The 26,490-nt window shown below is 42.4% G+C and carries 21 protein-coding genes; 8 read left to right on the top strand and 13 right to left on the bottom strand.

Annotated features, from left to right (window positions below):
* Positions 1-19 precede the first annotated feature (19 nt).
* The 4 genes from EAH55_RS13610 to kdsA form a co-directional block, all read right to left on the bottom strand.
* A complete protein-coding gene (locus tag EAH55_RS13610) occupies positions 20-1,423 on the bottom strand; it encodes an undecaprenyl-phosphate glucose phosphotransferase (protein ID WP_121810146.1) in 1,404 nt (467 codons plus the stop codon).
* Between the two features lie 208 nt (positions 1,424-1,631).
* On the bottom strand, positions 1,632-2,963 hold the full coding sequence (locus tag EAH55_RS13615) for a nucleotide sugar dehydrogenase (RefSeq protein ID WP_121810147.1): 1,332 nt from the start codon (positions 2,961-2,963) through the stop codon (positions 1,632-1,634).
* A 109-nt stretch (positions 2,964-3,072) separates the two neighbouring features.
* A complete protein-coding gene (locus tag EAH55_RS13620; RefSeq protein WP_121810148.1) occupies positions 3,073-4,008 on the bottom strand; it encodes a KpsF/GutQ family sugar-phosphate isomerase in 936 nt (311 codons plus the stop codon).
* 23 nt (positions 4,009-4,031) lie between these two features.
* Complete coding sequence (gene kdsA, locus EAH55_RS13625; RefSeq protein ID WP_114938094.1) at positions 4,032-4,808, bottom strand: 3-deoxy-8-phosphooctulonate synthase; 777 nt, start codon at positions 4,806-4,808, stop codon at positions 4,032-4,034.
* Between the two features lie 317 nt (positions 4,809-5,125).
* Between kdsA and EAH55_RS13630 the strand changes: the two genes are divergently transcribed.
* From EAH55_RS13630 to EAH55_RS13655, 6 genes are all read left to right on the top strand, one after another.
* Positions 5,126-5,455: an ArsR/SmtB family transcription factor gene (locus tag EAH55_RS13630; protein WP_121810149.1), complete on the top strand. Its 330-nt coding sequence runs from the start codon at positions 5,126-5,128 to the stop codon at positions 5,453-5,455.
* Between the two features lie 6 nt (positions 5,456-5,461).
* Positions 5,462-5,881 (top strand): VOC family protein, encoded by a 420-nt coding sequence (locus tag EAH55_RS13635; protein ID WP_121810150.1) that lies wholly within the window; start codon positions 5,462-5,464, stop codon positions 5,879-5,881.
* A 121-nt stretch (positions 5,882-6,002) separates the two neighbouring features.
* On the top strand, positions 6,003-6,491 hold the full coding sequence (locus EAH55_RS13640) for a VOC family protein (protein ID WP_121810151.1): 489 nt from the start codon (positions 6,003-6,005) through the stop codon (positions 6,489-6,491).
* 24 nt (positions 6,492-6,515) lie between these two features.
* Complete coding sequence (locus EAH55_RS13645; protein WP_121810152.1) at positions 6,516-7,016, top strand: SRPBCC family protein; 501 nt, start codon at positions 6,516-6,518, stop codon at positions 7,014-7,016.
* A 55-nt stretch (positions 7,017-7,071) separates the two neighbouring features.
* A complete protein-coding gene (locus tag EAH55_RS13650) occupies positions 7,072-7,404 on the top strand; it encodes a DUF2185 domain-containing protein (protein ID WP_121810153.1) in 333 nt (110 codons plus the stop codon).
* 154 nt (positions 7,405-7,558) lie between these two features.
* Positions 7,559-8,938, top strand: coding sequence for an MFS transporter (locus EAH55_RS13655; RefSeq protein ID WP_121810154.1), 1,380 nt, complete (start codon positions 7,559-7,561; stop codon positions 8,936-8,938).
* Positions 8,939-9,003: 65 nt separating this feature from the next.
* Here the strand turns inward: EAH55_RS13655 and EAH55_RS13660 are convergent, their stop codons facing one another.
* Complete coding sequence (locus EAH55_RS13660; protein WP_121810155.1) at positions 9,004-10,242, bottom strand: MFS transporter; 1,239 nt, start codon at positions 10,240-10,242, stop codon at positions 9,004-9,006.
* A 355-nt stretch (positions 10,243-10,597) separates the two neighbouring features.
* Between EAH55_RS13660 and EAH55_RS13665 the strand changes: the two genes are divergently transcribed.
* Positions 10,598-11,194: a TetR/AcrR family transcriptional regulator gene (locus EAH55_RS13665; protein ID WP_121810156.1), complete on the top strand. Its 597-nt coding sequence runs from the start codon at positions 10,598-10,600 to the stop codon at positions 11,192-11,194.
* A gap of 5 nt (positions 11,195-11,199) precedes the next feature.
* Here EAH55_RS13665 and EAH55_RS13670 read toward each other — a convergent pair whose 3' ends face one another.
* Positions 11,200-12,645, bottom strand: coding sequence for a TlpA family protein disulfide reductase (locus EAH55_RS13670; RefSeq protein WP_121810157.1), 1,446 nt, complete (start codon positions 12,643-12,645; stop codon positions 11,200-11,202).
* A 277-nt stretch (positions 12,646-12,922) separates the two neighbouring features.
* Between EAH55_RS13670 and EAH55_RS13675 the strand changes: the two genes are divergently transcribed.
* On the top strand, positions 12,923-15,286 hold the full coding sequence (locus EAH55_RS13675; protein WP_121810158.1) for an alpha-L-rhamnosidase-related protein: 2,364 nt from the start codon (positions 12,923-12,925) through the stop codon (positions 15,284-15,286).
* A 128-nt stretch (positions 15,287-15,414) separates the two neighbouring features.
* Here EAH55_RS13675 and EAH55_RS13680 read toward each other — a convergent pair whose 3' ends face one another.
* From EAH55_RS13680 to EAH55_RS13710, 7 genes are all read right to left on the bottom strand, one after another.
* Positions 15,415-16,026, bottom strand: a complete 612-nt coding sequence (locus EAH55_RS13680; protein ID WP_121810159.1) for an MCP four helix bundle domain-containing protein — start codon at positions 16,024-16,026, stop codon at positions 15,415-15,417.
* Between the two features lie 108 nt (positions 16,027-16,134).
* The gene (locus EAH55_RS13685) at positions 16,135-17,157 is read right to left on the bottom strand and encodes a LacI family DNA-binding transcriptional regulator (protein WP_112570447.1); all 1,023 of its coding nucleotides are present in this window, start codon (positions 17,155-17,157) and stop codon (positions 16,135-16,137) included.
* Positions 17,158-17,267: 110 nt separating this feature from the next.
* A complete protein-coding gene (fucP, locus tag EAH55_RS13690) occupies positions 17,268-18,503 on the bottom strand; it encodes an L-fucose:H+ symporter permease (RefSeq protein WP_112570445.1) in 1,236 nt (411 codons plus the stop codon).
* A gap of 65 nt (positions 18,504-18,568) precedes the next feature.
* On the bottom strand, positions 18,569-21,538 hold the full coding sequence (locus tag EAH55_RS13695; RefSeq protein WP_121810160.1) for a discoidin domain-containing protein: 2,970 nt from the start codon (positions 21,536-21,538) through the stop codon (positions 18,569-18,571).
* 140 nt (positions 21,539-21,678) lie between these two features.
* A complete protein-coding gene (locus EAH55_RS13700; protein WP_121810161.1) occupies positions 21,679-23,955 on the bottom strand; it encodes a GH92 family glycosyl hydrolase in 2,277 nt (758 codons plus the stop codon).
* Between the two features lie 141 nt (positions 23,956-24,096).
* On the bottom strand, positions 24,097-25,287 hold the full coding sequence (locus tag EAH55_RS13705) for a DUF4185 domain-containing protein (protein WP_121810162.1): 1,191 nt from the start codon (positions 25,285-25,287) through the stop codon (positions 24,097-24,099).
* Between the two features lie 8 nt (positions 25,288-25,295).
* Positions 25,296-26,471, bottom strand: a complete 1,176-nt coding sequence (locus EAH55_RS13710; RefSeq protein WP_121810163.1) for a prolipoprotein diacylglyceryl transferase — start codon at positions 26,469-26,471, stop codon at positions 25,296-25,298.
* Positions 26,472-26,490: the final 19 nt, after the last annotated feature.

Consider the following 26,490-nt stretch of genomic DNA (forward strand, 5'->3'; position numbering starts at 1 on the left):
CCCCAATCAGGAAATAATATTAAAACGCGTTCTTCTCGCCTTTAAACACGTTCCAGACGGTTAAGAATATGATCTTCATATCCAATAGGAACGACCAGTTTTCAAGATACCAAACATCGGCCTCAACACGCTCAAGCATAGCCTGGGTAGTTTGTGTTTCGCCCCTTAGGCCCGAAACCTGCGCCCAACCGGTAATACCTGGTTTAAGGAAATGTCTTACCATGAAAGTATCAATCAGCTGTGAATATTGCTGGGTATGGCTGATCATGTGCGGCCTTGGACCAACTATAGACATGTTACCCAATATCACGTTAAAGAATTGAGGTAATTCGTCGATACTTGTTTTACGGATGAAAGCCCCGGACTTGGTTATGCGCGAATCGCCGCGTGTGGCCTGTTTTTTATCCGAATCATGGTTAACCCGCATACTACGGAATTTATAGCACTTAAACGGCTTATTATCCCTTCCTGAACGTTCCTGTACAAAGAAGATAGGCCCTTTTGATTCGAGCTTAATAATAATAGCCAGGATCGGGAATAGCCAACTAAAAATAAACAGGATAACAAATATCGAAAAGCAGATATCAAACAAGCGTTTGATAGAGCGGTTCAGCATATTCTCCAAAGGTTCGGGCCTTACCGAAATGATGGGAATGTGCCCAAAGCTCTGTATAAAGGTTGGCTTTTTTGCGTAATCATAATACTCGGGTACAAACTTAAACCTGATGAGGTTTTTGTCGGCGTCAAGCATGAGTTGCTCAATTTTTGTAGCCTCAGAGTTAGGAAGCGTACAAAATATTTCGTCAACCTTGTTATTCAGCACGTAGCTTATACAATCATTGGTGCCGCCCAAATAAAGGCTTTTATCCAAAACACTACTCGAACCATCATCAAAAAATCCGAGAAGGTTATAGCCACGCTCTGGGTTTTGCTTGAAAAAGCTGTACAAATCCGACCCGATGCGGCCGCCACCTATAATAATAACGGTACGTGTATCAATAAGGGTTGCACGGTCGCTTTTACGGATACTCAGGAATATTAACTTCCACAAGCCGAGAAGGAAACCAAATAACGCCAGCGAATAAAAGAGGTATTCGCGTGTTATAAAATAAGCGTTGGTTCCAATTAATATAATGATAGTGAAGCAGATAAAGCTTACAAACAACAGGTAAGTTTTAATTACGCCCCGATAAGTTTTAATTGAATCTTTATTGAGTACATGTTCATACAAGCCGGTAATGTTTGCAGACAGGAGCCAAATCAAATTGAAAACCAGCACAATAGGTAGATATTTCCTGTTGTTAATCCAAAAAATGTATGAGCGGTCTTCGATGAAGTAAGAAATTACCATGCTCATATTAAGTATAATATAATCGATGGTAAGGTTCACTGCTTTAATAAAAGTAGCGTATCTGTGAATCATGTATATGGGCTTATGTAGTATGCAACCTGTTAAAATTACTATAATTATTCATAAATAACAATGTCATAATTAAATGGAGACACAGTTACGAATGTATTATTTTGACAGCCACAAAATTAGAAATTAAGAAATTTATTCAAAATGAATTCTCTGTTAAGAGTGAGAAAAAGTGAAATTTTATATGAAAAAATAATTGTATAAAAAACATTTACAACCGTCCGTTTACAACATCTTTGTTTAAAATGCCTTTTATATCGTAAATTATTGATGACGAAGTATGTTTTAAAGCCAGATAGTCGATATCATAAAACTCCTGGTGCGCCACAGCCATAACTATAGCGTCATAAGCACCGGTTAACTCATCGTAGTTTTTCAATGTAGAGATCCCGTATTCCCTTTTTACTTCTTCAGGATCGGCCCAGGGGTCATATATTTCGCAGGTTGCATCAAAACCATCAAAGCCTTTAATAATATCAATTACCCTGGTATTACGTACATCGGGGCAATTTTCCTTAAAGGTAAATCCAAGCACCAAGATCTTTGAGTTTTTAACCGAAATATCATTCTTAACCATCAGCTTAATAACCTCAAGCGCTACGTAGGTACCCATACCGTCATTAAGTCTTCGGCCCGCCAATATAATTTCAGGGTGATAGCCCATTTGCTGCGCTTTTGCCGCAAGGTAATAAGGATCAACACCTGTGCAATGCCCGCCTACAAGACCGGGTTTAAAATTCAGGAAATTCCATTTTGTACCCGCTGCAGCCAGTACCGCATGGGTATCAATATCCATGATATTGAATATTTTAGCCAGCTCGTTTACGAAAGCGATATTGATATCGCGCTGCGAGTTTTCTATTACTTTACAAGCTTCGGCAACCTTAATAGCGGGAGCCTTGTGTGTTCCGGCCATTACGATGGTTTGATACAGACTATCGATAAAATCGGCAGCTTCTGGTGTAGAGCCTGACGTTACTTTTAAAATATTAGTAAGGGTATGAACCTTATCGCCCGGATTTATGCGTTCTGGCGAGTACCCCGCAAAAAAATCGCTGTTGAATAACAGTCCTGATTCTTTTTGTAGAACAGGAACACAAACCTCTTCGGTTACCCCGGGATATACGGTAGATTCATAAATAACCACATCTCCCCTTTTCAATACGCTTGCTATCGACTTACTTGCCCTGATAAGCAGGCTCAGATCCGGCCGGTTATGCTGGTCTGTAGGCGTAGGTACAGAAACGATATAAACATTGCAGGAAGCAATATCCGCTAAATTTGATGTAAAAGTAAGGCCCTTGCCTTGCTCCTTTAAAGCCAAAACTGCAGATAGTTCTTCAGTGCTGGTTTCAAGGGTACGGTCAAAAGCATTGCTCAGCTCGTCAACCCGGCTTTGTTTGATATCAAAACCTTTTACGGGATATTTTTTTGCAAATTCAACTGCAAGAGGCAGCCCAACGTAGCCGAGGCCAATTATTGCAATATGGATATTTGCAGGTGCCAGGAATTTATTGGTGATCGGGTTTGATTGATCAGACATTTATTTAGTACGGTAGAAGATTATAGATACCGGTAAAGTTAACTAAATATTATCAGAATCAGTTATTCCCAATCTAACGCTAAACAAGCAAAGCTATTTAAAACCGGGTTTATGCGTTATAGATCTGGTAAACACCAGATATTGATTTTTCTTCGGCAGAGCCCACCAACAGCGTAGTAATCTTTTTTTCAAGCATTAGCTGTTCGGCGTAACCTACAAACTCCTCTTCGTCAATTATAACCGGGTTCACGGTCATAATTTCGGGGATAGATAGAGTTGTAGTATCCGGGTGCTTAAGTAAGGCCCTCCTGAGATCGCCATCTGTCACTACTCCGTTTATCCGGGACGCGTCACCTACCATAACCATGCCCAACCTGCCTTCCGACATGCGTAATAACAGATCCATAAACGAGGCATCTTCATTGATAAAAGGTAGTTTATCGATGCGCATCAGGTCTCTAACTTTTACCAGCAATTTACGCCCCAAACTACCTCCGGGGTGAAAACGGGCAAAATCATGCTGTTGAAAATTCCGCGATTCCATAAGGGCAATAGCCAGCGCATCGCCCATAACTAAAGCCGCCGTGGTTGATGAAGTAGGTGCCAGCTCGAGCGGGCAAGCCTCCCGCTCAATTTTTATATTTAAATGATAGTTGCAGTTTTTAGCAACCGTTGAAGCCGGATTACCGGTGATGCCTATCATTACATTCTTGTTCCACTTTAAATATGGTATAAGCTTGAGCACCTCATCGGTTTCACCCGAATAGGAAATCAGCAAAACGGCGTCATTGGAACTAACCATACCCAAATCTCCATGAAATGCTTCCCCCGGGTGCAAAAAGAAACTTGGCGTACCGGTGCTGGCCAATGTAGCCGCTATCTTTTTACCAATAAGACCGGATTTACCAATGCCAATAACTACAAGCTTACCGGTTGATTGAAGAATTGCATCAACAGCCGCCGCAAAAGTATCGTCAATTAAACCGGCCACATGCTGCAGCGATTCAATTTCAATATCAAAAACCCTTTTCGCAATATCTTTCATAGATCCGGATACTCAAACAAAAATTACCCGATCAACGGAATTATAGTTTTCTCCAGGTCATGAAGCTTAACCATGTTTGGGCCATCACTCAGGGCATTATCAGGATCGGGATGGGCTTCCATGAAATATCCGTCGGCACCAAAGGCTTTGGCAGCCAGGGCCATCATCGGTACAAAAGTACGGTCGCCACCGGTTTTGCCACCTGCACCACCCGGACGTTGTACCGAGTGCGTACAATCCATACAAACAGGGTGACCGAATGCCTTCATATCATAAATATTCCTGAAATCGACAGCTAAATTATTATAACCGTACATGTTACCGCGTTCGGTTAATATTACCTGGTTGTTACCTGCTTCAATAACTTTTTGAGCCGGGTAAAACATATCATGCCCTGAAAGGAACTGGGCTTTTTTTACGTTAACTATCTTGCCGGTTTCGGCAGCAGCTACCAAAAGGTCTGTCTGGCGGCATAAAAATGCGGGAATCTGCAATATATCAGCAACCTCAGCAACAATAGCCGCCTGAAATGGCTCGTGAATATCTGTAGTAACAGGCAAACCAAAACGCTGCTTAACATTCATCAGCATTTCCATACCTTTTTCTAAACCCGGTCCGCGATAAGAGTGAATTGATGTACGATTGGCTTTATCAAATGATGATTTAAAGATCACCGGCACATTATACTTCTGCCCTATTTCGGCAACCTTTTCGGCAACGGTATATAGTAACTCCTGGTTTTCCATTACACAAGGACCCAGAATAAAGAACGGCTTTTGGCTTATTTGTTCAAACAGCATATTGTAAGGATATATTATCTGCTACAAAGATGATGATTTTTTTGAGAATCATACAGGAGGGGTATTTACACCCTTGGCAAACGTATGTAAACAGGGTTAACACGACTTAACACTTTTCAAATATAACACCCATAAGATATTCATAACCAATATTTTATTTTTTTACAGGGTTAACATTAAGCTGATGTTTTTTTGAGAAACTAAACATGTCCATCTGTATGTAATTATTATCGAAAAAAATATTCTGAAAAACTTGCGTAAGTGATTGCTTACATATAAATTTGTAAGCAATCACTTACATATCAATATTAACGCAGATGAGACGAGACGTTTTTCAGGCCATTGCCGATCCAACCCGCAGAGATATCATTAACCTGATAGCGTTTAAGCCCATGAACCTGAATGCAATAGCAGATAATTTTGAGGTGAGCCGTCCGGCCATATCGCAGCATATAAAAATCCTGACCGAATGCGGCCTCATCGCCATTAAAAAACGAGGCCGCGAAAGATATTGCGAGCCACGGTTGAAACAGCTTAATGAAGTAGCCCAATGGGTTGAACGTTACCGTAAGGTTTGGGAAGAAAAATTTGACGCCCTTGACACTCTGCTTGAAGAATTAAAAAACAATGATAAACCTTTAAAATAATCAATTATGACAAAGCAATTCTGGATCAACCTGCCTGTAAAGGATGTAAATGTATCAAAAGAGTTTTTCAGCAAACTCGGCTTCCGGTTTAATTCGCAATTTGGGAACGGCCCAAATTCTGCAGCTATGCAAGTTGGCGAAAAAGACGTTATCGTTATGCTTTTTGATGAAGCTACCTTTAAGGGCTTTGTCGAAAATTGCGGTCTTGCGGATACCACAAAAGGAGTTGAAGTCCTGCTCTCTATCGATGCGGAAAGCAAGGAGGAGGTTGACCAACTGGCACAAAAAGCCGTTGATGCTGGCGGCAAAAGCAACCACAAACCCCGCGAGATGGACGGCTGGATGTACGGATGCCTGTTTACCGATCCTGATGGGCACAGCTGGAATGTACTGCATATGGATATGAGCAAAATGCCGGGAAGATAAAAATCAATTTGTCGCTATCGCCCTCTTATCTCGTCGTTTTTGCACCCTATTAACCCCTGATGATGCCGGTAACTTTGAGATATCAAAAGCAACAAATTTTAACCAATAAAAACAAAAACCAATGGCAACATTTAAAGCAACCCAGAAAGTAACTCCTTTTTTATGGTTTAATGGCAACCTTGAGGAGGCATTGAAATTTTACACTTCGGTATTTAAAAATTCAGAAAGTGAGTTAAGTTCCCTTACCGACCCAGGCAATGGCCGTAAAATGTTAGTAGGTACATTCCGGATAGAAGATCAGGAGTTTTTAGCTTTGGACGGCGGACCGATGTTCAATTTTTCGCCGGCTACTTCATTTTACATTAACTGCAAAAACCAGGAAGAAATTGACTACCTGTGGGAGGCTTTGCCTGCCAACGGCGGCAAAACCAATCAATGCGGCTGGCTTGACGATAAATTTGGCGTTACCTGGCAAATTGTTCCGGAAGTGATGAGCGAATTACTTTACAACAACGAAAATCCTGAAAAAGCAAAAAGGGTTATGGCAGCCATGATGCAGATGACCAAAATGGATATCAAGCTTTTGCAGGAAGCTTATGACAATGATTAACCAATCACCTAAATAAAAAACACCATGATCACCACAAAAAATCAAACCGGCATTAAGGCCGAACCAGGCAAACAGGAGCTTTTTATAACCCGCGAATTTGAAGCTCCACGCGAACTTGTTTTCAGGGCGTTTACAGATCCTGACCTTATTGTAAGATGGCTGGGCCCGCGCAACCTTAAAATGCGCATAGACAAATATGACTGTCGCAGCGGAGGCGCTTACCGCTACATTCACACCGACCCGGCCGGTAACGATTATGGTTTTCATGGGGTGATACATGACGTAACAGCTCTGGAGCGCATTATTCAAACATTTGAGTTTGAAGGCTTACCCGAAAGCGGCCATGTAACCCTTGAAACAACCCGGTTTGAGGCCTTGCCCGATAACCGCACAAGGGTAACCGTCCAATCCGTTTTTCAATCTGTAGCCGATCGTGACGGCATGCTGCAATCGGGCATGGAACGCGGCGTTAATGATTCGCACCAGCGTTTGGATGAGCTTTTTGAAGCGGGAGAAATAAAGTAATTTAGCACTAAAACCCATCCTCGTATTTATACCGGGATGGGTTTTATTATAAGTTATGATTAAAAACTTCAAGTTAAAACCAGAAGAAATAAAGCAATTGATTGGGCCGATGGGCGGCTGCCTTGCCACTGATAAAATTACTGTAGACGGCTTACCTGTTGATTATATGTACCGGGAAAACGCCGATTACGAGCACGATAGCGGCTGGCGTTTCTTCTCCGGCACCGAAGATCAGGATTATGTTGATGACCCAAACAATACGATGATTTACGCCGTAAATACTATAGCCAACTATGATAAAGCTATTATTCCTTACCTGAATTTTCCTGCGGGCATTGAATTGGAACGGATACGAGGAACCAATGAATTCAGAATAATCCCCCGTTAATTATATTATTTAATACACTCTTATAGCCTCCAATACATAAAGTTCAAGCCTATTCATCATAAGTCACGTAAGGGTCAATAAACATCCTATTCTAACAAACCGTTGAATAGTACCATTCCCGGTGCAAATTGATCCTTAACTTTGGCGGCTTCTTATGAATCAAAAAACACGCACAAACCCTCCGGGCTTTGGCTGGGCGGTATTAACTACCAGTCTCGCTTTTGTAGTAGCTCAGCTTGATGTTTCCATCGTCAATATTGCCTTACCAGAAATAGCCAAAGCATATCACGCCGGCATCAGCACATTGCAATGGGTTATTGATTCCTATACACTTGCTTTTGCCGTGCTAATGCTATCGGCAGGAAGCCTAAGCGATCTGTTAGGATCAAAAAGGATTTTCCAGATAGGCCTGATCATTTTCGGTATTGCATCGGCGGGTTGCGGGTTGGCACCAGACGCGCTTACGCTTATTATTTTCAGAATTGCGCAGGGTATCGGCGCGGCCATGATGATCCCAAGTTCACTCGCGCTACTTAATCATCAGTTTGCCCATACACCACAACTCCGCACCCGCGCCGTAGGCTTATGGACAGCAGCAGGAAGTGCCGCCCTTGCAGCGGGACCAACCATTGGTGGCTTACTGATAGCATTTAGCAGCTGGCGCTATATTTTTATCGTCAATATTCCCATTTGCATTATTGGTTATATCCTGAGTTTCAAAATGGAGCAAACGGCTAAAACAAACAAAAAAAGCTTTGACCTTGCAGGGCAATTTACCTGGATGCTATCGGTAACCACATTAATCAGCGTAATTATCGAAGTACCAAGACTTGGATTCAATAATGTAATGATCTGGGGCGGATTGATATTAAGTTTAGTACTACTCGGTGTTTTCTTATGGATCGAGCACAAAGTTGCTCACCCCATGTTACCGTTTCATTTGTTTAAGTCGGGAAAATTTAACTCACTTTTAGTGCTGGGCGCCGTTTTAAATGGCTCTTATTACGGTACTGTTTTTATCCTGAGCCTGTATTTGCAAAAAGTACTTAATTACCCTTCACTTACTGCCGGTTTTGCATTCCTGCCGCTTACCATAGGTTTTGTTATATCCAACGTTATCAGCAGCCGGGTAATTAATCGTTACGGTATCCAAAAACCTATAATTATTGGGCTCACTATGTTTGCAGCCGGATTTGCCGGTTTATTCATAGCTCACGAACATACCCCCTATCTACAATTATTTCTGCCTTTCCTGGTCATTCCGATGGGAATGGGTCTTGCTGTACCGGCTATGATTAACGGTATCTTATCAAGCGTAGATAAAACCCTGTCGGGTACGGCCTCGGCTATATTAAATACATCAAGGCAAACAGCCGGGGCTATAGGCGTAGCCGTTTTTGGCGCCATGGCCGCCAGAGGATCGACGGCAATTTTAGGTGCAGTATCCAAAAGCGCTGCGATATCTATCGGCTTAACAGCCATTGCTATGTTTTTGGTAACAAGAGGGTTGAGAAAAACAAATACGATAAAATAGCCTCAACATAAAAAAGCCGGTAAAATATTTACCGGCTTTGAATATTTCTTAGCGCAACCTACTACTTATACCGCAACTTCTGCTGCTAAAATAACGGCCGCCTCTTGTTGTTTTTGGTGCGAAGCCCTTGCCCTGATAAAAAGAACCAGCGTAATAACAGCTAATATCGCAAAGGATAAATAAGCGGTTCCTAATAACTGTTGATTTTTAATAGCCATAAGGTTCACGATTCCGTAGCTAAAAAATGAAGTTACGATGTAAAGCGACCCACCGGTTACACCGCTTGCAATGCCCGCGTTTTTAGAGAAACGCCCTAAACAGTAAGCAAATATATTATTGAATATAAAGCCCGATAAAAGGTGAACTAAAGCAGTGAATGCCATCAGCGTAAATAAATTTGTTTTAACCCCTGCTGTGAAGACCATTAGAGCGGCAAAGCCTAACTGTAAAGCAAGCGCTACTGATACCTTTTTAACAAGCGGCTTTTTAATGAGTGTTTTGGAGATGATCCCACCTGCCATAAGTGATACTCCCGAAAGCAGCGAACAATAGCCCGTTACCACAGGCGAAAAATGAAATACATGCTCGATTATAAAAGGACTACTCATGCCGTACACTACCAGCATAGCGTAACTTAAGGAGATCAGGATCAGGCCTAAGGAAAAATCAAAGGTTTTAATGGTAGAAACATAAACCTGCAAAATACTTTTTGCCTTAAACGGATGATAATTTTTCAGCGATTCGCCACCGTACATGAGTTCCAAAACCAGGAGCGATAGTGTAGCTATCCCAAGGAAAAAGAAATTTGATTGCCAGCCAAAAGCAGCTTCAAGATAACCGCCGATAAATGGCGCTACAATGGGAGCCGTAGCCCAAATGATAGAGAAAAGACTGGTGTAATGCTTAAGCTGTTCGCCGGAGTACATATCTACAAAGTATGCCCTTTTCCCTACTACTATAAGCGCGACCGTAATACCCTGCAAAACACGCATAGCATAAATAACGTTAATGTTATGAGAAACAGCTATGGTGAAACTCGCCAGCGCGAATACCAACAGAGAAATTGTACCGATACGATAGCGGCCAAAGCTATCAAGCAAACTACCTACAAACAGCTGACTAACGCCCGAACTGATCATAAAAGCGATAAGCGAAAGCTGAACGGCCGAATTATTTACAGCCAGTTCACGCGCCATTGATGGCAGGGACGGTATATAGATATCAGTGGCAAAGCCCGAAAGCGGGATCAGCGCGAACGCTAAAACAGTGCTGATGCCCCTGTGATGTTCCTTTATAAGTTTCATAACTGAGTATTAAAATTTGATTAAAATCAAAGAGTGTTAATTGTGTGTTTCTTTATTACCGGTAAACAAAAGTAGACTAAACGGTTTATTAAATAAAACTATTTAGTCTACTTTTAACGATAATTACATTGCTATGTCAATCATTAATTTAGTAGCTGTATTAACACGAACTTTAATAAAATCAGTGTAAAAAAATCAAGCAGCAACAGTATTCCCCTCTAATTAACTAATACACAACAGACTATTTTACAGAACATTACAACAAAACAAACTCCCAGCCTCATTTAAGCTAAGGATTACGCCGCTTTACTTTTTTAAACCATTTAGTCTATATTTGCATAATAAATAATTAAAAATGAATAAAGGGGAGCAAAAAAGGCAATTCATTATTGAGCAGGCAGCAATTCTGTTTAATGAGAGGGGAATTGCCGGAACATCAGTTGATGATGTTCTTGAGGTTGCTAATACCAGCAAGGGATGTTTTTACGGTCACTTTGAAAGCAAAGATGAGCTGGCACAAGCTGCTGTCGACTACCTTTTAGGCAGGTTAAACGACCGAAGGAACAACACCATAAATAAACACAAAACTGCGATTGCTAAAATCGGCGCGGTTTTGGATAACAGCAAAAACCCGCTTAACAGTTATATTGAAGGCGGTTGCCCTATCGTAAACTTTTCTACAGAAACTGATGATACCAATCCTGCCATCAAAAGCAAGATAAAAGAAATGGTTACTACAGCCATAACTACTATTACCAATGTTCTTAAAGAAGGGATTAAAAACGGCGAGCTCTCAAACGCCATAAACCCAAGCGAATTTGCTACACGGATGATGCTTTCGATAGAGGGAGGCAATGCCATCTGCAGGGTGTTAAACAGCACCAAACCAATGCAGATCATGATCAAAAGCCTGAAGGCCGAGCTGGCATCATATGCCCTGGTTAAAGCATAAACACATTATGGCTTTGCTATAGCATCATTGATTAACTGTTCGGCCTGAACACTGCCCGGCTTAGGGGCATCAAAGCTGAGCATTTTACCCTCTTTATCAATGAGTATATATTTTGGAATAGCATTAGCCACGTAAGCCTGCGCCACCGTGCCTTCGTTATCATAAAGTTGCAACCAGTCGGGCTTTTCTTCTTTGAGGGCGTTCCTCCACTCCTTTTCTCCGTCGTGCACAGCAATACTTACAAAAGCTACCTGCCGATTAGTTTTAAACTTATCGCTTAGTTTTTTATATGCAGGCATCTCCTGGCGGCATGGCCCGCACCAGCTTGCCCAAAGGTCAATATAGATAACTTTTCCTTTAAAATCGGCCAGGTTAAAAATCTTGCCATAGTTACTGGGTAAAGTAAAGGCCGGAGCGGGTTTTCCAATTTGTACCTGCATTAACTGCTGCTTCTTTTCGATAAAATTATTGGCAAGGTTCTTCTTTAAAACAGGGCTGCTAATTGCATTGATAAATGTCTGCATTTCCTTTTGAGTTGCAATTAACTGCTCTATAGAATTAGATCCACCTATTCTCTTTTCAACAAAACGGTTAAGATAAAAGTCCCTGACTTTTCCGGTAAAAAGTTGTTTGATTTTTTCAAGGGTATAACCGGGCTTCTTTACAGACGCCGAATCGCGCAGCAAATCCAGGCGTTGTTCATAAGCATAGTAAAGCGGCAATACCCATGATTTATAATCTTCTGATACTAAATACTCATCATGTGATACACCATTTAAAAATGCCGGTGGCGTATTTTTCGTTACCAGTTCACGCGTCTGCGTTGCATTGTATTTAACCAGGTCAAGATGCTGAAGCAGCATGTAAAAGCTCATGCTTTGATTATCCAGTTCAATTATTTTCTTAAATGTATTGAGATATTTATCTCCCATTGCGGGTTCCTTAAATACTACATTTAATACTGAATCTTCCACCGTTTTTGATTTTTTAAGGAACTGTATCAATTCATCTGTCTTCAAATCAAACCATGCGGTCTTATCATCCCGTACCGCTATGATCGAATCCATTTTTACCCGGTATTGGCTACTTCGCGCACCTACTCCGGTAATCTTTTTAGTTTTTGACAGGCTGGTATAATCAGAGGCATCCCCAGTTATCCGGAGGTAATAGCCCGGAGCCACATAGATGCGATTGATCTGCGTATTATTTTGCTGGATACTGGTACGCTGCGGTTTAGCTATCTTATAAGTTTTCAAATAAAATTCGCCCGCGGCATTAAGCCTGATCGTATCCATAACAAGTTTTCCGTTAATGTCCTCAAAAAAGATCTTTAACATCTTTTCGGCAGAATTGGTAAGCTTTCCCTGTATAATAAGCGGCTGAGCTGTGGTTTGGGCCACTCCCTTACTAATACAATAAAATGAAAGCAGGAGCAGGATTATTTTTTTCATAGATGTAATTGGCAGGTTTAAACAAATATATACTTCATCGGGTGGTTTTACTAAGAGTTAAGGATTTAGTTTCCTTAATACCCAACCTGATGATGCAGTTCTACTGCATTAGTTTCGCAATAAAAAATGTATCCGAATCAACTCTATAAACATAAAAAAATCAAAAATTATGACAAAATGCTAAATCGATTTAATTATATTAGTCGAACCAATTTTATGATTTAAACATACAGGTAAAACCAACCTGAGCCATCACCAACAAACCAATTAAATCTGCATGAAACGTTTTCTACTTTCAATTTTATCAGCTGCAATTCAACTTTTAGCGCACAACAGCAATGCCCGACCGGTTCAGCCACCGGATGAACGGACATGGAACGCGCAATGGATCTCCATGCCTGCTATAACCGGGAACGAATATGGTGTTTACTACTTCCGCAAAAACATTGAGCTCACTAATAAACCGGCAAAGTTTATTGTCAATGTATCGGCCGATAACCGATATAAGCTTTATGTAAATGGCACATTAGTATCGCTCGGACCGGCCCGCGGTGATACCTTTTATTGGAACTATGAGACTGTCGACCTTGCACCGTATCTCGTAGCCGGTAAAAATACGGTGGCTGCTTTAGTATGGAACGAAGCCCAATACCGTCCGGAAGCCCAAATCAGTGTACGTACAGCATTTATTATTCAAGGCAGCACTGCTGCCGAAGAAATCCTGAATACCAACAACACCTGGAAAAGCACACAGAACAGAGGGTATCAACCCATCTGGGGCTATTTTGCCGCCAGTACCGGGGAGATGGTGGATCTGAATAGATCAATCATGAATTGGTATGCGCCAGACTTTGATGATAGTAGCTGGCCTAAAGCAGCTAATCTTTTCGGCGGGCAATTGAAAGGGCAATGGGATGGTTTCGGATGGCAATTGGTGCCTTCATCAATTCCACAACGGGAGTTGATCTATGAACGGATCCCAATCGTACGTAAAGCCACCGGAATGGATATTCCCCCAACTTTTCCGGGCACCAAAGCACCATTAACCATTCCTGCTAACACTACGGTAACTATGCTGCTTGATCAAGTACATCTTACAAATGCTTACCCTACTATTAACTTCAGCGGAGGAAAAGATGCCGGTATCTCCTTAAGCTATGCAGAATCGCTTTTTGATAATTTAAGCAAATACAACATGCGGAAAGGTAACCGCAATGATGTGGAAGGGAAAGATTTTTCGGGCAGAAAAGATAGCCTGATCTCCAATGGCGACAAAGGGCAATCATACACTACGCTCAATTTCCGCACTTTTCGTTACATCCGTTTAATTGTGCATACCCAAAACGAACCCTTGGTTATCAACGATCTGTACGGCACTTTTACAGGATATCCCTTTAAGCAAACTGCCGTTTTCAATACCGATAACAAGGAGATAAAACAAATCCTTGATATTGGCTGGCGCACCGCCCGGTTAAACGCCGTTGAAACTTATACCGATTGCCCGTATTACGAACAGCTACAATACATCGGTGATACCCGTATCCAGGCCATGATTTCTTACTATTACAGTGGCGACGACCGCCTAGCCCGCAACGCCATTAACCTGATGGACCATTCGCGTTTGGCCGAAGGGGTTACACAAAGCCGCTACCCTACTCATGATACCCAAATCATTTCAACTTTTTCGTTATGGTACATAGGCATGCTGCATGACTATTGGATGTACCGCGGCGACAGCACTTTTATTAAGGATAAACTGGAGGGCGAAAGGGCTGTATTAAAATTCTTCAGTCAATATCAGCAAGCCGATGGCTCATTAAAAAATACTCCTTACTGGACGTTTGTGGATTGGGCCAGCGGCAAAAACTGGGAAATTGGATCACCCCCAAAAGGCACAGATGGCAGTTCGGCAATTATTGACCTGCAACTATTGTGGGCCTACCAATGGGCCGCCGCTATGGAAGCGAAAATAGGGCTGCGAGATTATGCCGCTATGTACAACAAACAGGCTGCTAAGCTTAAACAAACCATTCAACGTAAATATTGGGACCCGGCGAAAATGCTTTACGCCGATACCAAAGACAAAGACCATTTTTCACAACATGCTAATTCCTTAGCGATACTTACCGGTACGGTAAAAAATACAGATCTCCCCGCATTGTCTAAAAGATTATTGAGCGACACCTCCTTAACCCAATGCACCATTTATTTTAAATATTACCTGCACCAGGCGTTGGTAAAAGGCGGTTTGGGTGATGACTATATGAACTGGCTGGATATCTGGCGCGAAAACATTAAAATGGGGCTAACCACCTGGGCCGAATATTCAGATCTTAAATACAGCCGTTCGGACTGCCATGCCTGGGGCAGTAGTCCCAACATCGAATTTTTCAGAACAGTTTTAGGCATCGATAGCTATTCGCCGGGATTTAGTAAGATAAAGATTGAACCACATCTGGGATTGATAACCAAGGTAAGCGGCGAGATCCCTCACCCCAACGGAAAGGTTGCAGTGAGTTACGCTCTGGAAAACAACAAGTGGAGAATAAAGATCAATTTACCGCAGCGCACATCCGGTATTTTTGTATGGAGGTCAAAAACATACATGCTTAAAGGCGGTGAGAATGTGATGGTTATTTAAGAAAATCTCCGATCGTCATTGCGAGGAACGAAGCAATCCCCGATTAGCAGGTTCGCCCTGTATAGTTCGCGATTGCTTCGTACAGCAATGACGATTTTTAAAAGTTGTAATCAAAGACTTACGAAGTTTTAATTCATCAAATGCCGTTCATCCTGCCGTAATATCATCTGTTCCCTGGCACTTAGCAGTACCATGATAAACAATCCAAGTAAAATGCAAACTACAACACCAAAGTTGGCAGTCAGTATGCTTGAGCTCACGTTCCTTTGTCCGCTTTGCAGCAAACGGCTACTCTCACCAACCTGTATCGCTATCAGCTGATCGAGTGATTTAAGCGCCTGGGTAAAAACATACTCCGCGTTATTTTTGTCCGCTTCCTGCTTTCTAAGGTTATTCAATTGAATGCGGAAAGCCTTCCACTTTACCGATTCTTCCTTCGTTAATTGAGTAGCTTCATATTTTTTCGCCAGTGCTTCTATAGCGGCATAATTACTACTGATTTTAGCCTGGGCATCCGGGGCCGATGCCGCTGCAGTCAGTTTATTTTCATAAAGCCTGTTGCTTATTTCATGTACAAAGGTAGCCGGTAGCAAACGGTCATTCATAATGGAAGTCAGCGTTTTATCTAACGCCCTTACATTGTCCCGGCCATTCCAGTTAGCCAATAAAAGCATGGCTGTGAGCACAGCTAAGGCCAAGACCAATCTTGCCTTATTTTTTATAATAAAAGCCCGTGTCATAACAGTAAATTTTTATTAAAGATAATAAAAGGATGCCCGGTTACAGAAAACCTATCCTCGGCAAGTGTATCACTTACGCCTGCTAATATATGGTTCTTTTAAAATTAATCAATCTTTTAAACCGGACGACGAGCCCCTGATCTGTAGATTGGTTTTAAGAATTATAGAATGCGAAGCTGTACTAACTCCTTTTGTATTAAGCTTTTTGAGCAAAACTGTGATCACATTATCAGCAATTTCATCAACCGGCTGAGCAATAGCGGTTACCGGGGGCGAGTACAGCTTAAAAACGTCATAATCATCAAAGGAGATAACGGCCATATCATCAGGTACTTTTACACCCAGCGTACTAAATATCTTTAACCCGCATGTACCTACATGGTTAGTGCCAAAAACTACCGCGTCGAGGTCCTTGTGCTTTTTGAAAAAGGCTGTCATTGGCTTAATGATCATTTCTTCGTCCTGGTTAAAAACTATTTCTTTAACTACCGGTGTAAAACGGCTCTCCTTCAGGGCATCCTTATACCCTTGCACGCGGGCCATCATTTGTGTTTGCGAAGAGGCAAACGTAACAAAGGCAATATTTTTATAACCCTGTTGTATTAAATGCCGAGTGGCGTTGTAAGTACTGAAAAGGTTGTCAATTTCAACATAATCGGTATTTACTTTAGGTAAATGCCTGTCAAACATCACCACGGGCAAACCATCTTTCAGCAGTTGTTCCACATCGTCCTCAATACCCTCCGGCGGGGCGATAATATAACCATCCACATGCCTATCGCGGAACATATTGATCAGCTCCTTGGTTTTTTGGGTATCATTATCGGTGCTGCAATAAATTATTTTGTAGCCGTTTTTATAAGCCCTGTCCTCAATAAGCCGGGCAATGCTGGCAAAAAATGGGTTTGAAATATCTTCAACCATTAGGCCAATGGTATTTGACTTACCCGTGCGCAAACTTTTAGCCAGCGAGTTGGGTTTATAACCCACCTCTTCAACGTATTTGGTAACACGCTCCACCAGGTCCTCACCTATCCGCTTTTCCTTGGCCCGGCCATTCAGTATAAATGATACCGTGGTTTTAGAAACCTTTAATTCATTGGCTATATCAACAATCGATAGTTTTTTCACTCGGCTAAAAATTGGCTAAAATCAAATATAAAATATAATAGCTCAATAACCATAGATTATTGAGCTATTATTGGCCAAAATATAAAAATAAATCGATTAAGCTACTTTGATTATACACCTTGCTTGTTAAGCTTCGGATAACTGATACCGAATAAAAATATCACCGTATAACAAATGATAGGCAGGTAATAAGCTGTAGCTACATTATGATTAGCGATTAAGCCCATAATAGGCGGAAATAACCCGCCCCCGACAACGCCCATTACAATAAATGAGGATGCGTTTTGGGTTTGCGCGCCTAAATTTTTCAACCCAAGACTGAATATGGTCGGGAACATAATACTAAAAAAGAAGTTGATAAACAGCAATGCAACAAACGAAACCACGCCAAAACCTTGCGCCACAATGATACACATCAGGATATTGCCCAGCGCAAATATCGACAGCAATTTATTGGGCGCTATGTAACGCATCAGGAAGGTGCCAATAAAACGGCCGACCATCATCATCACCATACTTAACGAAAAATAATAACCAGCATGCTCATCTGTCAGGTGCATGATCTCATGGCCGTAGTTAATGAAAAATGCCCATGTACCGCCTTGGGCAGCTACGTTAAACAACTGAGCTATAGCAGCAAAAACAAAATGCTTTTTCTTGAACAGGCTCTCCTGAACGTGTCCCTCACCGGCAACAGCGTATGAATCTGTAGCCACTACATGCGGATCCTGCAATGGCGGAACTTTTAAAAATGAAAATGCTACGCCCACTAATGCTATCACCGCGCCTATTACAATATACAGATGCTTTACCGATATCAGGTCGTTGGAATGTTCCTGCCCTCCTTTTAAAACAAAATAACCGCCCAACAGCGGACCAATCACACCGCCCACGCCATTGAAGGCTTGCGAGAAATTGATACGCTGATCGCTGGTACGCTGATCACCAAGCGAGGCAACAAAGGGATGGGCCACAGTTTCCAGTGTCGCCAGGCCACAGGCAAGTACAAATAACGCGATCCGGAAGAAGTCAAACGATTTAGCATCGGCCGCCGGAACAAACAGAAATGCGCCTGCAGCATAAAGTCCGAGACCTAAAAGCACGCCATTTTTATAGCCGAATTTTTTCATGAACATACCAGCCGGGATGCCCATTACGGCATATGCGCCAAATAATGATAGCTGCACATAAGCAGAGCGCGACTTGGAAACGTGCAATACATTCTGAAAGTGCTTGTTCAAAGTATCGCCGAGGGTCATGGCTATCCCCCAGAGCATAAATAACGAGGTAACAAAAATAAGTACAACAAGGAACTTACGTTCGGTAAATTTAGGTTTGGTATCCATTGTGCAGGTTTGTGTGTTAATTGGACCGGTAAATTAGTTTAAAACTTCAATGTACCAAAGGCTTATTATTTATTTTCTATCCTAACCGGATTGTTATACGGCTCCACCAATAACTTCAGCTGATCCTTACCCAACAATGCCGCGTCAAATTCTATCCTGATATCCTTTGATTCGCCTTTCATGAGCGAAAAATAATTATCACTCATAATGGCCGGTAAGATCTGTTCGCCGGTACTCACTTTAGTAGCCTGTACTCGAATGGCAAAAGCAGCCGCCTTTGACGACGATGGGTTACTGATCTTTGCATCTACATAATACTTGCCATTAATTTGTTTTATGACTGATGATACTTTCAGGTTAACTTTTGGCAGTTGATTAAGGGCGGTGAAATCCGTCCGCTTATTACCTCGCCAGTAAAAATTATCCGATACCAGTTTCCTATTTTTATCTATCAATCTCAGTTTAATAAAATGAACATCGGTAAGGCCGCTACTTTTAGGAGCACCACCGTACACCTCAAAATCCCAAAGCGAATATCCCCAGCCCGATCCGCGTTGAAGCCCGTACATGCGCACGTATCGGCCTTTTACTTCATCAAAAGTAATTTGCTGCACGCCAACATGGCCGTCGCCGCTTTCGTAAACATCTTTCCAGCTTTTAGTATCATCAGAAACCTGGATCTTGAAAGCTTTGCCATAAGCCTCTTCCCAGTTCAGCTTAGCACCATTGATCTCCTGCTCCTTGCCAAGATCAATATAAATCCATTCGGCATCGTTGGAGTTACTGGCCCACCTGCTGCCTGAATTACCATCCGTTACAGAACCAGCCTCGCCCATTGTAGTTGATGATGCAAAAGCAGGCTTGTTTAATGCCAGGTTTTCGCGGTTATCTGCAAAAGGTATAGTAAAGCAGTTTAGGGCAGTATTTGATGGAGCATCAATAGTTTTTGACAGGCTATATTGTTTTACGATCTGCCCATCACTGTTATAAACGTCGGCGTATGCCGTCAGAGCATTTCCGTCGTTACGGGTGGTGTTTATTACCTTGATTGCGTTATTTACCGGATTCCATTGAATATGCAATGGCTCGCAAGCTTTTTTTGCTCCCCAGTAAGCACCGGTTAAATCGTAGTAGTAATCATAGGTTTGCCACACTAATGAGGGGTACGCCGATTGGCTCATCCAGGTCATGATGCCGGAAGCATCCTCCCAAATGTTATCTTCCCAGCCCTCGTACATAGCCTTATTGGTTTCGATGTTCAGCAACTGCGCTTTACGGCAATAATCTTCAATACCCAAAGCTGCGCCGTAGCGGTTTTTAATCCCATCATCGTACCTGTCGGGCCCGGCATTGCCTGCCGATGGGCCAAAGAAATGCAAATTCCACATCTCGTTTCGAGGCCACCATTTATCCTTCGGCATAAATTTTTTAAAGCTATCGAGATTGGTAAATACCGCGGTACCTATCTCAGTCCGCAAACCCCAACCCTGGTTACCACCAAAACCGTTAGGAAAACGACTAAAGTACCAGCGCGGATCAAAGTTAGTCCAAGGGCCGCTGCCTGTCAGGTTACCGGCATGAGAATTCGGCTGATAATACCTATCATTTCCATCGTAAGCGCTGATATCCTCCCGGAGCCAATTATTAAGCGGCGGCAAAGGTTCACCCTCATTATCACCGCACCAAATGGCAATTGAAGGGTGATTCCTGAACCGTTTTATTTTTTCGATGGCATTGGCGTTAAAAGTATTTACATCATTAGGTAAGTTAGGGATAGAATTAAGCCAGAAATCATCCCAAACCATAATACCGTATCTATCGCAGGCATCATAAAATTCTTCATCGGTTGTCGAGCCAATCCAGTTACGGATAATGTTAAAGTTCATCTCTTTATGGAGGCGCACTTTAGTATCATACTCAGCGCCACGGCAACGCAGCATGTATTCGGCCATGCCCCAGTTGCCACCTTTTAAAAACACTTTTGTACCGTTCACATATAAATGCAAAACATGACCAACGGTATCGTAGCTGTACTTTTTAACACCAAATTTGATCTGTTTAGTATCAGAAATATCATCACCAAGCTTTAGGCTTAAATTACAAGTGTACAGGTTGGCATCGCCGTAACCATTTGGCCACCATAACTTGGGGCCGTTAATTATCAACTGCGAAAAATGCTTAGGATCGATCCTGATCTCTGCGTTACTATTAGCCCCGACAAATACCTTTTGCGTAAACTGTATATTCCCCGGATTAATAACGCCTGTTAACACGCCCGTTTGAAAAGCATCAGTACTATTTTTTACCCCGAGGGAAACAGATACTTCGGCACGGGCGGTAGTTGGCACATCCGTGCGGATCCAGGGATCATTAATGGTAAGGCTTCCGGTATTGGTCAGGTATACATCATCGGTAATGCCACTGTTGAGGCCGGGCACATAAGGCATCCAATCCCAGCTGGCGCTGGGGATATAAGTTGGGCTTGCGTAATTTACCAAGGGATTTAGCGGACAATAAACCAGAACGGCTAATGTATTGGCACCGGTTTTACTAACCAGTTTAGTTACATCATACATGCCGCGTTGCATAAAACCATCCAAACTGCCAATCTTTTTTCCGTTAAGGTAGATCTCGGCTTTACGATTTATCCCCTTAAAGTTGAGCCAGATCTTTTGTCTGGTAAAATTGGCGGGGACATTAAACTCTGTACGATACCAGAAATTGCGGTCGTATTTCTTTTTATCAACTTTATAAATATTATCACCAAAATTGGGATCTTTCTCCAAGCCGGCAGCAACGTACGATGAAAATACGGTACCCGGAACAATTGCCTTTACCCAATCTGTAGTTGCGTAGCCATTTTTATAGATATCAAGACTATCGGCTCCGAGATCAGTCTGCGCCTTTACTTTCCAGGTTATTTGTTTGTTGGTATTGTTCAGGTAAAATATCTCCTGGGCCGATGTTGCGTTGAACAACAGTAGCATGGAGGCTATGAGTAAGAATAGTTCTTTCAATTTGTAAATATTGATCATAAAATCGTTTTAGCGAGTATATATTTAAAAGGCGTCATTGCGAGGCATGAAGCAATCCCCGATTTGCAGATCGGCTCTGTATCGTTTGGGATTGCTTCGTTCCTCGCAATGACGGTTTTCATTATTCTTCTTATTTCTTTCTACTGAGATTTCGAAAGCGAAAACGGCCTGTCTTCAGGCGCTATCCCGCGGTTCAAGGCTGGTTTATTGCCCATTTCAAAATGCAATACGCCACCATTCATGATATCTGTCTGGGTGATCCAGTTGTGCGTATATGGCTTGCCATTTAGCGTAGCCGATTGGATATACACATTCTCTTTGCTGTTATTATTAGCCTCAATCACGAACTTTTTGCCATTTTCCAAAGCGATGGTCATCTTTTTAAACAGCGGACTACCAATCACATATTGATCGGTACCGGGGCAAACGCTGTAAAACCCTGCCGCGCTTAACACAAACCATGACGACATCTGGCCTTCATCCTCATCGCCGGGGTAACCGTTTTCACTTGCATTGTACATCTTGTCCATCACATCGCGTAAATGTTGCTGGGCTTTCCATGGCTGGCCAGCATAGTTATACATATAAAGCAAATGATGGATGGGCTCGTTGCCCTGCGCATATTGTCCCATTTTAAATTCGGCCATCTCCGTCATTTCGTGAATTACCTGGCCGTATCCTCCTACTTTGATGGTTCCCGGCTCTGTAAATACCGAATCGATCTTTGCAGTAAAGTTCTTTTCCCCGCCCATCAGGTTGATCAATCCCTGCGTATCATGAAAAACCGACCAGGTCCAGTGCCAGGCATTGCCTTCGGTGTAAGGGCCACCCCAATCCATCGGGTCAAAAGGCTCAATCCAATTGCCCTGCACATCTTTTGAGCGCATAAACCGTGTTTTGGTGTCGAACAGATTTTTGTAATTGTACATCTGCCTTGCAAAAACATCTTCGTAAAATTTATTATCGGTGAGCTTTGCCAGCTGATAGCCACAAAAATCATCGTAAGCAAATTCCAACGTCCAGGCGGTTGAGCCAAGGGTTTGTGGGGTAAATGGCACGTAGCCATTGGCATAATATTCCTTCCAGCCCGGGCGACCATTAGCACTCCCCCATGGGCCTTTGTTGGTTGCTTCGTGGTAGTAAGCTTCAAGGGCTTTCTTAGGATCAAAAGTTCGAATTCCTTTTACCCATGCATCCGCCAACAAGGAAATAGCATGATTTCCAAGCATGCCACCGGTTTCGGCCGGGAATGACCAGGCCGGTAGCCAGCCGCACTGCTGTTGTGCATCAAGTAATGCCTGTACTAACTGACCTTCCATTTTAGGATGCAGTACTGTATTTAAAGGAAACTGGGCGCGGAAAGTATCCCAAAAACCATTATCGGTATACATATAACCATCATGTATCTTGCCATCATAAGGGCTATAATAATATGGCTTACCATCTTTTCCATACTCAAAAAACTGGTGCGAAAACAAATTGGCATGGTACATACAGGAATAAAAAGTTGCTTTTTGATCTTCAGCTCCGCCCTCAACTGCCATACGGCCAAGCAATTGGTTCCATACTTTATCCGCCGCTTTATGGGTATCATCAAATGATTTGAACTTGCCCAATTCGGTATTTAGCGTAAGTTCAGCTTGTTCGGGACTGATATAGGACGAGGCTACTTTGGCCTGTACGGTTTCACCATCTTTAAATTGGATATAAGCCCCAACACCCTCTCCCTCCGCTGTTTCGCTTTTTGCTGCTATGGTGTTCTTTTTATTTTCCCAGGTGCCATAACCGGTAAACGGCTTGTCAAAAACAATAACAAAGTAATTCCTGAAATCTTTGGGAGCCCAGCGGCAATTATTCACGTAGCCGGTTATTTTCCGTTCAGATGGAATGATCTTTACTTCACTCATTTTGGTGTAGCCATCCAAAACAAGGTATGAAGCTTTACCCTTCGGGAAAGAAAACCGCAAATGCGCACCTCTTTCTGTAGGCGACATTTCGGTGGAAATGTTGTTGTCAAGCTTTACCTTGTAGTAGCTGGGCTGGGCAATCTCGTTATCGTGATTAAATGATGCCGCTCTTTCATCTTCATTGACAACCAATTTACCGGCGACCGGCATCAGCGAAAACACTGCGTAGTCATTAACCCATGAGCTGCATTGATGTGACTGCTGAAAACCGCGGATGGTATGCTCAAAATACTGATACTTCCATCCATCACCATTTTTACCCGTCTGTGCCGTCCAGGTGTTCATGCCGAAAGGCAGCGAGGTAGCCGGATAAGTATTACCGTACGAAAACTCATACTTGGTATTGGTACCCTGCCGGGTATTCACATACTTTACAAGATTAGCCTCCTGTGCAAACAGGTTTCCGGTATAAATAAGCGCAGCAGCGCAAATAAGCGAACGTATTTTCATTGGTTTATAATGGTATCAGGACTTGATAATTGAAGAAATCGTCCCAGAACAAAATTAACAATTAAATCGATTTAGCAAAACAGCATTTTAAATAAGCCTACAGAAGCCAAAGTTATTCTGAAAGCTTATTTAAAATATGGGCTATTCAAACTTCACCCTGATAAACCTTGGCCTGTACAGGTTAGGATATTTTTTTAGATCGTTTAAAAAATCAACGGAATTAATATTGTAACTGATCAGTAGTTCACCCGGTTTTGATAAACTCGGATGGGCTTTAGCGTTATAAACCACAAACGTTTTAGCGGTTAAATCCGGTTTGCAATCCCACAGTTTAATGATCGGGCCGAAGGGACCAACCGGGCTGGCCCCTATCCGCATGCCTACGGATGTGGTCATTCCCCCTACCTGGAATATCAAAGCGTAACGACCATCAGGCAGCGGGCTGAAGCTTAACTCATTTGATACGCTGCTTGTTACGTTAGCAACCTGCTCCATATCACTTACCCAGGCTTTTCCGTTGTAGAAAGTCCATTTGCTGTAATCTTCAAAATCTTTGGGTAAAACACGCGCAACCATCAGGTGCTTAGCCATGCCGCGCACTCCGTAAACATAAATATAGCCATCAGGCTTGGGCGCACCGGCTTCTTTGGTGTTTACATAGATGCCTGCACCAAACGAGCCGCTTTCGCCTTTTTGATCCATCAGGTAAAATGGTGTATCCATTTGCTTGAGGTCTTTATAAGGCGGCTTGCTGTTTGCCGGAATCTTGATGAGCGTATTACCAACTTCTCTGAAACCGAATGCCTCATTGCTTACATTACGAACCCTGTACCCAAAAATGTAGATGTTGTTGTTCAGCGCCTGGTTAACAAAACCATCCCCAAGCCAGTAGTAATCTGTAGGGCCGGTTTTAGGCGTATGTGGGATAAAAACCGATTCAGGTTTGTCTTTCGCATCCTTATCCCAATAAAATTTCATTTGTTTATCCAACGGTTCATTGCCTTTTAGCTCAGCTACTGCATTATGGATCATTACCGCTCCCGGAGCCGTAGTATTGTCACGTACCGCGCCAATCATACTGTCACTAAAAATGAAAAGCACTTTATCGCTGGGTTTTGCCAGCCCGGTCTCCCTGCCATTTAAAGGGATCGTATAAATACCATCGCCACCAAACCAGCCCGAATCACGTTTTAACAAAGCCGACCATTCAGGTGCGGCCTCAACTTTAAATTTAATATTGGTTACATCAACTGTATCTGCCTTTTGAGCAAAGGATTTATTTGTTAAGGTCAAGCTCAAAAACGCTAAACAAGCAAGGGCGTTCTTTTTCATTTCGATATTTATAATACAGGTAAATGTTTGTGTTGTTGGGTTCTGTGTTTAATAATAAAGGTGGCAAAACCTATTAACCCACCCAACAGCATTAAAAAGCCAATTAAACCGGCTTGTGTAAATGGCAAGCCAAAAAAATGATACACCGGATTGATGCGGATCTGTTCTATCAAAAAGCGTTCTGTACCGTTAAGCACAAGGTACAGGAAAAACATAAAGCCGGGTGTAACTATACGTTTACGAAAGGCCCACATTAACAGGAACATACCAATACACAATGTAGCCTCGTAAAACGGCGTAGGATAAACCGGGTTAGCCAGTTGGTTACAGTAATTACCAATACACCCAGATATCGGCATACCGTAATTTATAGCATTATGCGGATATGTAAATGACCACATCCAATCAGGCAGCCAGTTCAACATACTCGATTTTAAGTACATATTAACTTTCCCCCAATCGCCATCACCGGAAAGCTGGCATCCTATACGGCCAATACCATAGGCCAGCATCATGCCCGGCGAGCCGATATCTGCAAGATGCACCAGTTTCATATCATGCCGGTGACCGATATACAAATAAGTTAATGCACCAAATATCAACCCTCCGTAATAAGCAAACCCATTGGCCGAAAATATAGTACCCAGCGGATCATATCTTAACCTGCCGAAATGCTCCACAATATCAAACAACTTAGCCCCAATAAAGCCGAAAAAACCAACGCTAAAAACGATGAGTCCCATTAATTGATAAGGATGTACCGTGTATTCGGTTGTTTGCGGCTTAGGGAGCGCGAATTTCTTCCGGTCGTTATAGATCCAGAAAGCAAAAGCGCCGCCGATCAGGATTCCGGCAGTCAGGTTTCCCTGAAATGAGAGAATGTACGCCCTGGGATTTGCTGCGAAAATAGCGTAGTTAAAAACGGCGCCAAAAAGCTTAAATCCGAATAAAAAACCCGGCAAAAAATTAATGATCATTTCGGTGGCCGAAGCAGGCTTTCCTACAATCACCTTTCGCTTAAACGCGCTGATTTTCCCATTAGCTTCATAGCGTTTAAATTCGGAGGTAAAAACTATGTAGGCAAATAAAAAGGCAAGCGCCATAAAAAAACCAAGCGTTTGGATAGGAAACCCAACCCGGATATGGAAGAGGTAAAATATCAGATCGCCGATGGTTGGAAACATATCCTAAATTAAAGTTTAT

The organism is Mucilaginibacter kameinonensis (assembly GCF_003675385.1).
GTDB lineage: Bacteria > Bacteroidota > Bacteroidia > Sphingobacteriales > Sphingobacteriaceae > Mucilaginibacter > Mucilaginibacter kameinonensis.